The sequence below is a fragment of the Winogradskya humida genome (assembly GCF_016862215.1).
GTDB classification, from domain to species: Bacteria; Actinomycetota; Actinomycetes; order Mycobacteriales; family Micromonosporaceae; genus Actinoplanes; species Actinoplanes humidus.
This window is the reverse complement of record NZ_BOMN01000112.1, coordinates 46,479-58,544: the sequence shown is the minus strand read 5'-3', so window position 1 is coordinate 58,544 and position 12,066 is coordinate 46,479. Positions and strand designations below refer to the sequence as shown.

The 12,066-nt window shown below is 70.6% G+C and carries 8 protein-coding genes; 7 read left to right on the top strand and 1 reads right to left on the bottom strand.

The features are described from left to right. Positions 1–26: 26 nt before the first annotated feature. Positions 27–1,763, bottom strand: coding sequence for an alpha/beta hydrolase (locus Ahu01nite_RS38410; protein ID WP_203841657.1), 1,737 nt, complete (start codon positions 1,761–1,763; stop codon positions 27–29). Between the two features lie 301 nt (positions 1,764–2,064). On the opposite strand from Ahu01nite_RS38410, the gene Ahu01nite_RS38405 reads away from it, so the two are divergent. Genes Ahu01nite_RS38405 through Ahu01nite_RS38375 form a run of 7 tightly spaced genes read left to right on the top strand, consistent with a single transcriptional unit; the run spans position 2,065 to position 12,018 of the window. Further along, the gene (locus Ahu01nite_RS38405; protein ID WP_203841656.1) at positions 2,065–2,514 is read left to right on the top strand and encodes a hypothetical protein; all 450 of its coding nucleotides are present in this window, start codon (positions 2,065–2,067) and stop codon (positions 2,512–2,514) included. Further along, a complete protein-coding gene (locus Ahu01nite_RS38400; RefSeq protein ID WP_203841655.1) occupies positions 2,511–4,223 on the top strand; it encodes an Hsp70 family protein in 1,713 nt (570 codons plus the stop codon). Before Ahu01nite_RS38405 ends, Ahu01nite_RS38400 begins: the two co-directional genes overlap by 4 nt. Next, positions 4,216–5,700 carry a hypothetical protein gene (locus tag Ahu01nite_RS38395; protein WP_203841654.1) on the top strand — a complete coding sequence of 495 codons (1,485 nt, stop codon included), beginning with the start codon at positions 4,216–4,218 and terminating at the stop codon, positions 5,698–5,700. The genes Ahu01nite_RS38400 and Ahu01nite_RS38395 overlap by 8 nt, the downstream gene beginning before the upstream one ends. Position 5,701: 1 nt before the next feature. Next, entirely contained in the window at positions 5,702–7,045 is a 1,344-nt protein-coding gene (locus tag Ahu01nite_RS38390) for a tetratricopeptide repeat protein (protein WP_203841653.1), read from the top strand. Between the two features lie 7 nt (positions 7,046–7,052). After that, positions 7,053–7,262: a hypothetical protein gene (locus tag Ahu01nite_RS38385; RefSeq protein ID WP_203841652.1), complete on the top strand. Its 210-nt coding sequence runs from the start codon at positions 7,053–7,055 to the stop codon at positions 7,260–7,262. 11 nt (positions 7,263–7,273) lie between these two features. Beyond that, a complete protein-coding gene (locus Ahu01nite_RS38380) occupies positions 7,274–8,962 on the top strand; it encodes a toll/interleukin-1 receptor domain-containing protein (RefSeq protein WP_203841651.1) in 1,689 nt (562 codons plus the stop codon). After that, entirely contained in the window at positions 8,959–12,018 is a 3,060-nt protein-coding gene (locus tag Ahu01nite_RS38375; RefSeq protein ID WP_203841650.1) for a hypothetical protein, read from the top strand. Before Ahu01nite_RS38380 ends, Ahu01nite_RS38375 begins: the two co-directional genes overlap by 4 nt. Positions 12,019–12,066: the final 48 nt, after the last annotated feature.

The following is a 12,066-nucleotide window of genomic DNA, read 5'->3' as shown; positions in this document are numbered from 1 at the left end:
GGCGCCGCGCTTGAACTACAGGGTGACTACCGGGTGCCGTTCAGGGTCGACGGCATCGGCGGGCCGGCGACCGGCGGCCGCTGGCTCTGCACCGCGTTCAGCGTCCTCGCGGCCTCGCCGGAGTCGTCCGGCAGCGGCTCGAGGAACGGCTGGTACGCGCCCTGGCAGACCTTCCCCTTGGCGGGGAGAGAGCCCTTGAGCAGGTAGTTGTCGATCGCGCCGGTGGCGCAGGCCGACGAGCCGTAGGACGTGTGTCCCCAGTTGGTGTTCGACAGCAGGCGGCTGTTGGGCAGCCGCTTGGATGCCGAGACGGCGTCGTCGTAGTTCGTCGCCGGGTCCCACTTGGTGCCGACGATCAGCACCGGGGCGGCGGTCCGGCGGTTCCACGGGCCGGTGTACGCGTCCTCGTCGCGTACGGTCCAGGTGTTGCGGGCGCACTGTGCGGTGCCCCAGCCCCAGGCCCGGCCGAAGTACGGCGCCCGCTTGTCGGCCTTGACCATCAGGCCCGGCCACGAGCCGGCGTCCTTCGGGTGCAGCGCGTCGGTGCAGTCCACCGTCGCGAAGGTCTCGAAGCCGTTGTCGTACGGGAAGTCCCGGCCGGCCTTGGCCCGGGCGTCCTTGATCCGCTTGGCCAGCGCGGTGCCCGCGGTGGCCTTCGCGGCGGCACTGGAGGAATCGAGCAGCGTCTTGATGTACTGCGCGTCCTGGGTCACCCAGTCACCGGCACCCGTGTCGTACAGGTCGCCGAGGATGCCGCTGACGAAGTCGGCGTACGTGATGGTGAAGCTGCCGAATTCCTCGTCCACGACCACCAGCGGCTTCTTCTTGAGCTTCGACGCGATCGCGTCGAAGTTCTTCACCGGGTCACCGGCGGCGAAGGCGCAGTACTGCTCGCCCGCGGCGTCACAGCGCTTGAGGATCTCCCGCAGCGCCCTGTACGCCCCGTCGGCCGACCGGAGCCGCTCGTCCTGCTCCTGGTTGGCCGTCTTCGCCGTGCCGACCCAGTGTTCCGGGTCGAGCACGCCGTCGACCACGATCGCCCGGAAGCGGTCGGGGAACATGTTGGCGTAGTACTGCCCGATCGCGGTGCCGTAGCTGAAGCCGAGGTAGTTCAGCTTCTTGTCACCGACGGCGCGGCGCAGGACCTCCATGTCCCGCACCACCTCGGCGGTGGACGCCGCCCCGGTCAGCGGCTTGCCCGTGGTCGAGCACGCCTTGCCGAACTTCTTGGCGGCGGCGACGTACTTCTTCTCCTCGGCCGCACCCAGCGGGAACGCGACGTTCATGTCGCCGAGCACCGCGGTCTGGTCCTTGACCGACTTGAAGCACTTGATGTTGGCGCTGTTGGCGATGCCGCGCGGGTCGACACCGACGATGTCGAACTTCGCGAGCACCGCCGGGCTCAGGAAGTTCGGCGCCGCGAGCGCGATGCTCGTGCCGGAGCCACCGGGACCGCCCGGGTTGAGGAACAGGCTGCCGATCTTGTGCTTCTGGTCCGTGGCCTTGACCCGCAGTAGCGCGATCTCGGTCTTCGCGCCCTTCGGGTTGTCGTAGTCGAGGGGAAGCTTGGTGGTCGCACACTCGGCGTAGTCGTAGCACTTGTACCAGCCGAGCTTCGGAGTGGGCACGCGGTCGACCCGCTTGCTCTCCTTGGCACTGGTGCGATCGGTCTTCGTGGCCGCCGCGGCGGGCGCAGCGGCCCCCGCCACCAGCACACCGGCGATCATGCCGGCCGCCAGAAGGCTTCTTCCCAGATGTCGCATTCGCATCCCTTCCGTCGAGGACGAGCGGCGTCGTCGCCGTTCGACCCTGGACAATAGGAAGTCGACGCAATAAATCCGAATACACCGATCTCTAAACAGGACTCAGGGTGATGGGCCGGCCTCGTCGGGTGCCGGCGCGCCGCGGGCCGGTCGAGGTGGTGGGTCTGAACGCGTTCCCGGGAACCCTCTTGATGGAGACTCGGTCTCCAACATCTGAAACACTTTCATTTTGTCCTTGATCTGTCGCACATGGCGGCGGTATTCAGTCGACGTTCGCATTGCTGCGAGCAACGCTGGTCCGATGGTCGGCATCCACGATGAAATGCATTCAGAATGGTTCCCGGCGCCGGTCCCTGTGCCCGTCGTGACCGGTTACGGCGAGCTTGGTGTCCGGCCGGATGCGACACCCGATGAGGTCCGGGTGGCGACAGCGCGAAGAGCCCGGGTGCTCACCGCCGAGCGGGAGCTGGCCGGGCTCAACTCCCGGTCACTGACCGGTTCCGATCGGCGAGCAGAGCACGACGACGAGCATCCGCCGTGCTCTGTGCTGCGGCTCGAGCCGGTCTGGAGCCTGATTTTCGACGACCCCGCGGTGGCGCTGGAGCGGCTGCGGGCGGACCTCGAGTCCTTCCTGTGCGGCGCTGAGGGCGGCGACGCGATCCCTTTTCCCGTGCCGACAGATCTGGAGCGCAGCGACTTTTCCGGCGATTTCCGTCACCACCCATTATTGGACGGCGTGGACCACTCATGACATCCCAGAAATCACGAGGGCACCGGGTCGTCGGCATCGATCTCGGCACCACCTATTCGGCCGTCGCCGCCTACAACGCCGCCGAGTGCGATGCCGAGATTCTGCCGGACCCCACTGTGGACAAAGGCGGCGCCGCGACGCCGTCCGTCGTCTGGGACCGTCCCGGCTCGCCGACGGTCACCGTCGGCGCCGCCGCCAAGTCGGCCATCGCCGATGACCCGGGCCACATCCTGATCGAGGTCAAACGGGAGATGGGCGCGGCTGTCCCGGCGCCGGGGGTAGGCAAAGCGCCTGAACCGGTGCGGATCTCGTTCCGTGGCAGGAGCCGCCTTCCCCAGGAGATCAGCGCGCTGGTGCTGATGAAGATGAAGGAGATCGCCGAGCAGAATCTCGGAGCGCCGGTGCACGATGCGGTCATCACCGTCCCGGCGTACTTCACGGAGCGGCAGAAAAAGGCGACCGAGGAGGCGGCGCTGCTCGCTGGGATCTACCCGCGACAGCTCATTCCCGAGCCGACCGCGGCTGCGATCTGTTACGGCTTCGACCGCGCCGACGCCGAGCGGCACGTCTATCTCGTGTATGACCTCGGCGGCGGGACGTTCGACGTGTCCATCATCGTGGTCGAGCAGGAGTCGATCGAGGTGCTCGCCACCGCCGGCAACCCGCGGCTCGGCGGCGGCAACTTCGACGATGAGATCACGAAGTGGGCCTTCCGCGAGCTCGGCGAGCCGGTGGACGCCGACCCGGGCTGGGCGCAGCGGGTGAAGGCATCGGCCGAGCGGGCCAAGTGGGAGCTCGCCGTCTACGACGAGTCCGAGCTGGTGGTGCCGGCCCGGGAGCCAGGTGGGCCACCGCGGGGCCTGCGGCTGGACCGGGCCACCTTCGAGGGTGAGATCGCCGGGTTGCTGCGCGAATCTCTGAGCTGTGTCGAGGATGCGCTGACGATGGCCGCGGCGCGTGGTGTCACCCGCGCGGAGCTGGACGCCATCCTGCTGGTCGGCGGTTCGACGAGGATTCCGCTGGTCAGCCGGATGCTGCTGGACTACTTCGGCCGCGGTGCCGGTTTCGTGCGCAGTGACGCCAACCCCGACACCCTCGTTGCCCGGGGCGCGGCGATCGTGGCCAACCGATTCGCCCCTTCCGACGGCTTCGACCTGCTCCGCCGGCCGGACGCGGACCAGCTCAACCGGGAGCGGGACGACGAGCTGGAGATCACCTACATCACCGAGCACACCCTGGGTCTGGGCGTCCAGGAGGGACTGGTGGACCCGCTCATCCCTCGCGGCGACAACATCCCGCGTTCGGCCAAGAACGTCTACACCAATCCCGAGGATGCCACCGTCGTGCGCTGCCCCATCTACCAGGGCGAAAGCCGTTACACGTACGAGAACGAGCTCGTCGGTGAGGTGGTGCTGGACGACATCGAGCCCCGCCCGCGGGGCTACCACGAGTTCGAGGTCACCTTCACGCTCGACATCAACGGCCTGCTCGACGTCCAGGTCCACCACCGCCAGACCGGGCGTGACTTCCGGGGCACATTCGAGCAGAGCACGGGCATCGGTAAGGTCAGCCGCCTCGCCGAGCTGCGCACCGAGTTGCTCGCGCTCTACGCTCCCGACGCTGGTGCGCCGCATCCGGCCGGCCCGGTGCCCGGTCCGTTGCCTGGTCCGTTGCCTGGTCCGTTGCCTGGTCCGTTGCTCGATGATTGAGCAGATCGAGCGGGCGCTCGGCGCCCAGCGGGTCGGTCCGAGCATGTGGGGCGACATCTACCGGTCGGCGACGGGGACCTACATCCGGGTCCTGCCCGCGAGCACGCCGGGGCTCACGGCCCGGCGCAGGCAGGAGCTGGACAGCTGGGCCGACCTTCCGCAGGCCAACGGGGTGGCCCGGGTGATCGAGGCCAAGCAGCGGCCCCTGCTCACGACCCGGGTCTTCCAGTGCGTCGTCTACGAGGCGGAGGGTGCCGAACCCCTCACCGCCATTCTGGCGTCCGGTGACCCGGCCCGCCGCTTCGGCGCTGTCACCGCCGTGCTGCGGATGATGCCGTCCTGGTGGCAGTCGGTGGCGGAGGGCATGTTGCCGATGCCCAGCGACATCGTTGTCCGCGAGGGCGTTCCACACCTGTTACGGGTCCCGGCCTGGGGGATGCCCGCGATCGCCGAGCTGCTCGCGGAGCCGGCGCGGGTACTGCACCTCGCCCCCGAGCTGATCCGGGACACGGGCCCCGGAGCGGGCCGGGCGACGGACCTGTTCGCCCTCGGTGCCATGGTGCTGAGCTGTGCTTTCGACCATGACGTCGGCGACGGCCCGATCGTTCTCCAGCGCGCCGCAGCCGGGGTCGCGCTGACCTCCTGCTATCGGCGGGAGCGGCTGCCCGGGTGGACCGCAGGTCTTCCTGCGGTCACCGAGGCGCTGGATCGGGCAGCCGTACTCGCCGACGTCGATCCCGCTGTCCGGATGGCGGCGGATCGGGATGTCGTCGTCGCGGCGTTGCGGGCGGCCGTCCCGGCGTTCGACCCGGTCAGTTCCGTGCGGCAGTTCCGTGACGCGGGCGACCCCGAAGCCGCCGTCCGGCTCGCCCGGCAGGCACTGCTCGCCGACGGGTCCTATGAGCTGTACCTCCTGGCCGCTGACATCGCCGCGACGGGTCTGCACCGGCCGCTGACGGCTCTGACCTTCCTCGAGGAGGCGGCGCTGCTGGCACCGGAGCGCCCCGAGTCCTACGCGGGACAGTTCGACCTGATCGGCCGGACACACACCCTGATCCTCGGGATGCTGGGCAGCGCCGATCCGTCGTTCGCCGACCGGCTGGACCGCATCATGACGACCGCGCTGGACCGTTTCGACCCGCAGGACCGCGAGGACCATCTGCCTGCGATGGCCCGCTATCTGATCGCACGAGAACGGCCGGGGGCGGCCAACCGGCTGCTGAGCAGCGCTCTCATCCACGATGGGAAGTCACACTGGTGGAAATTCGAGCTGATGATCGCGTACGGGTGGACGTTTCTCGCCGCCGCCCGGCCGGAGCAAGCGGCTGAGGTGGCCGCCGGTGTCCGGGCCGGACTGCGCAGGGTCGAGGCCAACCGTTCGGTGCGGCCAGACCGGGTCGGGCGCTGCGGTGCGGCGCTGCTGCTGCTCGAAGAAGCCGTCCTGGGTCACCGGCAGGACCGGGCGGGCGGTGCTTGAGATGATGCTGACCCTGATTGCCGTGTTCATCCTGCTGATCGCCACGAACGTCTACTTCCTGTGGGGACAGCCCCGCCTGCGGCGGCGGTCGTTGCTGACCGCGATCCCGCTGCTGTACAGCGAGGTACGCAGCGAGCTCGAGACCGCCGAGGGCCGGCTGGCCGAGGCACTCGTCAACGGTCTCGGCGCCCGCGACACCCGCGACGCCCGCTTCGCGCTCGCCTGGGTGCGCGCCCGGCTGGGTGAGTTCGACCGCTCCAAGTACGCCGACGCGCTCACCGCGCTCGGCGCCGTCGAGCGCGACGACACCGTGACCACCGACCTGCGGCTCTGGCTGCTGGCGAAGCAGGGCCGCCACGACGAGGTCCTTGCCCTGGCCGGGCGGGCCGGCGTACGGCTCAGTCCCACTGTCCAGAACAGGACGTTGCAAGCCGTGGCCTTCGAGAACCGGGCCGTCGAGCTGTGGAACAGCCGCGACGCCGACGGCGCGGTACGCAGCCTCGACCAGGCGCGCAGGCTGCGTACCGAACCCATGATCGGCGGTCCGGATCTGGTCGAGGTGCTGATTGAGGACGGGTTGCGGACGTTGGCCACCGGTGACCACGGGCGAGCGGAGCGTTCGTTCGCTCAGGCACTCGAGCGGGCCAGGGAGGACAGCGTTCAACGGATCGAGGCCCGCCTGGGGCTGTTTGCCGTCCGATGGCTCGGCACCGACCGGGCCGCCTTGCTGCCCTTGCTGAAGGACGAGTTCGAGGCATTGCGGGCCCGTCGCGACCTTCGCGGAGCCGGACGCGATGACACCGGGGCGCTCCGGGCAACCGTCGGCTGGTGGTATCTCACGGCGCTGCTGGACGACTGGCGCCGGCGGCTGACCCCCGGCGAGCCGTTGCCGCTGACCGAGCGGGAACTCTTCCTTGCGGCCGTGCGCGTGGTGACCGAAGCCGACAGCGAGCAGGGTGACGTGCCGATGATGCACGGCCTGATCGAGTACGGCTTCGCCGAGGACGCCCCCGGACGTGGCCGCGCCGTCGCGTTGCTGCAGCATTCCACCCGGCTGGCCAAGGGTGTCATCCTGCCGGAGATCCGCGAGCTCACCGGCGCGGCGATGCCGGAGCATCCCGGCTGGACCCGGCCGCCCGCGGAACGGCCCGCGCCGTGGCCCGGCTTCCCCCGGCCCGACGACGCCCCGCTGGACGACGTGCTCGTCCGGCTGGCGGCCCTGAGACAGAACTTCCCCGAACTGACCGAGGTGCTGGCCGACATCGGCCGGCGGTTGCGTGACGCGCGGTCGGGCCTGAACCGTCCGGCCGGGCAGAATGGGAGCGACACACGTGGCAGCCGATAGCCGACCGGTGACCGGCAGGGCGTCGCTGATCGACCGCCGGGCATTGCTGAGCCGCCTGGGTGAGGTCGAACCGGAACCGGCGGAGCCGAACCCGTGGCTCACCCGGGCCGGCCTGCAGGACCGGCTCCCGCACCTGCTCGGGCTCGACCAACGCTCGTCGTACGAGCTGTGCCGGCGGGTCCTGGACCGGCTGCGACCCGGATGGGACCGGCCATGACGGACCCGGCCATGACGGACCCGGCCCTTCCAGCGCGGGCCGAGAGCGAGTGGGACGTGTTTCTCAGCTATTCCCGGGCGGACGAGCTTTGGGTGCGCAAGGAGCTGTACCCGGCGTTGCTGTCCCGTTTCGTCGATGGCCGCCCACCGCGAATCTTCCTGGACCTCTCCCCGGACGGGCTCCGGCCCGGGAGCAACTGGCTGAGCGGGCTCGCTGAGGCGGTGCAGCACAGCCGATTCTTCGTCGCCGTCTACTCCGCGCGCTACTTCGCCAGTCCGATGTGCCGCCAAGAGCTCGACTGGTCCATGACCGTGCACCCGGCCCGTGGTGCGCTGCTGCCCGTGCTCCTCGACTCCGGCGACCAGGTGCCCTTCGCGTACAGCTCGATCCATTGGCTGTCAGTCACGACCCACGACTGGCTGGACCGGTTGTGCGCCACGATCGGTCTGACCGGGCGGCGGCACCGGTTCGGCCTGCGGTGGGGCACCGGTGTTCCGGACACCCCGGTCGAGCACACCCTGCCCGAACAGCGGGTCGAACTCGTCGGCTGGAGTCCCGGCTGCGGTGAGGAGGCAGTGAGCCTCGACGCCGGCCCCGCAACCGAGTGGCTGCGGGGCACGCTGAACATGACGACCGCGGGCGGGATCGCGACGTTCCGCGACCTGTCGTTCAGCTCTCCCGGCACCGCGTTGCACCTGACCGCCCGCTATCCCGGTGGCGATCCGGTCAGCGGCGCGTCGTTCACCGTACGCGGATCGGCACCGGAACCGGCCGGTGTACGGCCGTCCGTGACGGACGCACTCTGGTTCTTCGGCGACTCCCGCACGGTGGCGTTTCTCAGCCGCGGCGCGCTCACGGTCCGCTCGGCCGGCGGTCAGTGCACGAGGGCCGGCGAGTTTTCCGACCGTCCCCGGATCCGGGCGCGATGGTCGCGGTACACCGCGGTCGCGTGCTGGTCCGGGCGGGTGTTGGTGGTCGACCTCGACGGGCGGTCGACTGCATACCGGCTCGGTGCTGGCCCGGCGGTGCCCGCGGCACTGTGCCCGGCCGGTGACCTGCTCTACGCCGGCATGTGGAACGGGCGGATCTGGGCGCTACGGCCCGGGTCGGGCGAGGTCACCGAGGTGCTGCGGCACGACGCGGGAGTGCAGGCCATGGCGTACGCCGGGGGGCAGTTGCTCGTGGTGGGCTTTGACGGCCGCGCGACCTGGCTCTCGACGAGCGGCGATCCGGTCGCCCGCGGGACCCATGACCTGGAGCGGGTCGTCTGGGCCGCCCACGCAACGCCGGACTGTGTGCTTGTGGTGGGTGCGGCCAAGGTCCACCGCATCGGCGTAACGGGTGACGGCCTCATCTCGTTGCCGCTGCTCACGACGATGACGACCGGCGCGCTCACCGACGGTGATCTGGCTGTTGCCTACGACCGGGCCGGTCAAGGCTGCCGCTTCGACGCGGAGCTCGAGGTCCGGGGGGCGTTCGGGGCGCCGGCCGGGGCCCGTCCGGTGGAGACCGACGACTCCGGAGACCTGGTGGTCACCGCGCACCGGGACGGCTCGCACGCACTGCTGATCGATCACCGGGTCGTGCACGTCAACCCGCACGGCCCGATGGCGGTCTCGCCCGACGGCGCCCGGGTGGCGCTGGCCGGGCCGGGTGGGGTCGACGTCGTCGAGGTCGCAGACCTGGGCGTCCCGGCGTGAGCCGCGTACGAGCGCTCCGCCGGCGGATGGACAACCTCTGGACGGCCTACACGCAGGCCTCCGGCATCACCCGTGAGGAGCTGGGTGCGCTGACGGAGGCGATGTTCCGGGTCGCCGTGCATCCGGGCACCGCCGTCACCGAGGCCGTCGACCTGCTGCACCGCGCCTACCGGACGGACCGGCGGGATCCCCGGTTCACCTATCATCTCGGCCGGCTGGCCCTGGCCGTCGGATGCCCGTCCGAGGCCGACGCCTGGCTGACCGCGGCTCTCGTGGTCAGCCCGGACGATCACCGGATCGGTACCCTGCTGCTGGAGGCCCTGCGCAGACAGGAACGAGCCGCGGAGGCGGGTGCGGCACGGGCCGGCTTCGGTGAACGCGCCCGGACACTCGCCACGGGGATCCGTGCCGCAGGTGTCGCACGGTGCGGCTGGCCAGGCTTCTACGACATCGAGTTCCAGGAGGGTCTGCGTGCCGAGCCCGGCGCGGAGGCAGGCGCCGGGCTCCTTGACACGCTGACAGCGCTGCGTGACCTTGCCGACCGTCCGGGCGGCGTCCGGGCGTTCACTGCCGCCGCGATCGGCTGGCTGGTGCGTGGCTACCCGGTCTCAGCGGTCCGCGCGCTCGCCGACGGCCTGCCCGCCGGGGATTTCAGGGCCGCCTACCTACTCACCCGGGTCTGTGCCCTGTTCGAGCTGCCGGAGTCCCAGCTGCCCGCCGCACTGGCGGGCTCGCTGCACCGCGGTGAGCTGCCCGAGGTCCTGGTGGCCCTGATCCATCAGCGGCGGCTGCTGGGCGGCAGCCAGGGTTTCCCCGAGCTGGGGGCGCTGCGCGCGGCCGAATGGTTCCTGGCCGACGGCGGCACCCCTGCCGTCGCGGCCCGGCATGTGACCGCCCTCGACGCGGCGGTGGATCGGATGGGCCGGGAGACCCCGATCTGCCTGCCGCTCGGGCCGCCGGCCGATCGTGAACCGTCCGGTGCGGACGGTGCGCTCGCCCGGCTGCACGCCCTGGAGACCACGCTTTCTCGGATCGACGGGCAGCGCGGCCGCCTGTCGGCCTTCCTCACCGGTCCTGCCGTCCTGGTTGCCGACCGGGCGCTGCTGGCCACAGCGGTGGAGTCGTTGACCGGGGCGGCGAAACAAGCACACGCGGAGGCCGCCGAACTCCTCGGCGAGGTCAGCCATCTCAGCGCCGCCGAGCTGGGGGAGGACTTCACCAGCCGGGTCCGCGACGTGCACGACGCGCTGGCCGACCGGGTAGCACCGGGCAAGCTCCGCAAACAGCTGACCAAGCTTTCGAGGCTCGGCGCGGGGCCGTCACCGGCGGTGAAGCAGTTACTGGCCGCCTTTGCCGGGACACAGGACGACGCGGGGACACAGGACGACGCGGGGACACAGGACGACGCGGGGCCACAGTTCGACGCAGGGACACAGGACGCAGGGCCACAGCGCTCACCGACAGATGTCCGGGCTGCCGTCGAACGTGCCCACGACGCGGTCACTCGGGCCTTCGACCAAGCGGAATCCACCCTGGTCCCGTACGTCGCCGGCGCCGCCCCCCACCGGCTGCGCGCGCTCATTCTCGGGCGCCGGGCCGAGACCGCATACCGGATGGGCCGGACCCGGGAGGGCTGCTCGACCTGGCACCGGCTGCTCGCCGAGAACGGGACCAGCGCCTCCGTGCTGCGCAACCTCGCCGTGGCCCACCTCGGCAACGGCGACGAAAGGCAGTCCACGGAGGCGTGGCGCTGCTACCTCGAGGAGCTGTACCGGGAACCGGCCCGGCACACGGCCCTGCGGGAGCGCATCCACGGCGTGCTCGCGGAGTCGTACCTTCCCGCAGGCCTGCGCCACGGGAAGTCCGGGTCCGCCGCTGACACTGTCGCGTTCCTCGGTGACCGGGCCGCGTTGCGATCCGCGGTCGTCCATCTCCGGCTCAGGGAATTCAATGCAGAGCTGAGTTTTCGCAGCTCCGTGCTGCGGGTGGGTTCGGGAGACGAACGTGGCGGGTTGCTGCCGCACGCCCTGCGTCGCCGGTTCACCGCCATGGTTGCCGAGCGTGGGGCTCCTGACGACGATGCGGCGGTCGTTGCCGGGGAGCAGGCCCGGCGTACGGAATCGATCGAACGCACTTTGCAACTCAAGCTCGGAATCCGGCATGCACTGATGACCGAGACGGACTGGGCCCTCGGCCGCCAGGCGGTGACACTCATCGCGAATCTCGCCGTCGTGGACGGGATGCCGCTGGACCCCGCGGACGACCTCACCTACCGCACCGCCCTGTCGCTCGGGGCCGCCGACCCGGTGGCCCTGATCGGTCAGCTCAACCAGCTTGCGGAGACCGCGACGGACCGGGCCACCGGGCTGCTCCTGCGGGAGATGTCGCGGCAACAGTCCACCCTGCCTCAGTGGTACACGGGAATCGTGCGGGCATGGCTCGGCGGCCCGATCCCGGCAGAGCGATCGTTGTTCCTCGACGTCCTGCCGGGGCTGTACGACCCGCGAACCGATGCGGTGATCGACGCGGCCGGCGAGGACCCCGGCCGGCTCGCTGTCGGCGCGCTCACGGCCCACGACGCACTGGACAAGTGGCGCCGGTTGCTTCCCGGCGCCACCGGCCCGATCCGTGAGCTAGCCCGGCTGGCCGAGCTGAGCGGCGATTCCCGGCACGCCTACGACCTGCTGGCGGACGCTGCCCGCCACGGCTCGCACCCCCACGGCCGTCTGGCCTGCGCGAACGGTGCGGTGCGGATCGGCTGGCAGCTCGGCATGCACGATGCCCTGGTCGGGCTGATCCGCAACGTGCTCGTCGGTCAGCCCGCCAGCGCCAGTGCCTGGCATCTCGTGGAGCAGGTCCACCTTGCGAAGATCCACAAGCAGCCCGTTCGCGCGACCGTCGACGATTTCGGCCGCTGGGCGAGATCACTCGGCCCGGATTCCGCGGAGGCGGCCGCTCGGGTGCACGGCCGCCTCGAAACCGAGCGTCTCCGGCTGACCAGCACCTACCAGGGCTTCCGGGTCGATTCTGGCGGGCGGGTGTACCCGCCTCAATAGCGGCCGACGTAGTGGTAGTCGGCGATCATGCCGGCCGCCAGAAGGCTT

Bases quoted from the DNA above. Each gene is read 5' to 3' on its own strand.
- Ahu01nite_RS38410 (WP_203841657.1), bottom strand. From the start codon at position 1,763: ATGCGACATCTGGGAAGAAGCCTTCTGGCGGCCGGCATGATCGCCGGT.
- Ahu01nite_RS38405 (WP_203841656.1), top strand. From the start codon at position 2,065: ATGGTCGGCATCCACGATGAAATGCATTCAGAATGGTTCCCGGCGCCG.
- Ahu01nite_RS38400 (WP_203841655.1), top strand. From the start codon at position 2,511: ATGACATCCCAGAAATCACGAGGGCACCGGGTCGTCGGCATCGATCTC.
- Ahu01nite_RS38395 (WP_203841654.1), top strand. From the start codon at position 4,216: ATGATTGAGCAGATCGAGCGGGCGCTCGGCGCCCAGCGGGTCGGTCCG.
- Ahu01nite_RS38390 (WP_203841653.1), top strand. From the start codon at position 5,702: ATGATGCTGACCCTGATTGCCGTGTTCATCCTGCTGATCGCCACGAAC.
- Ahu01nite_RS38380 (WP_203841651.1), top strand. From the start codon at position 7,274: ATGACGGACCCGGCCCTTCCAGCGCGGGCCGAGAGCGAGTGGGACGTG.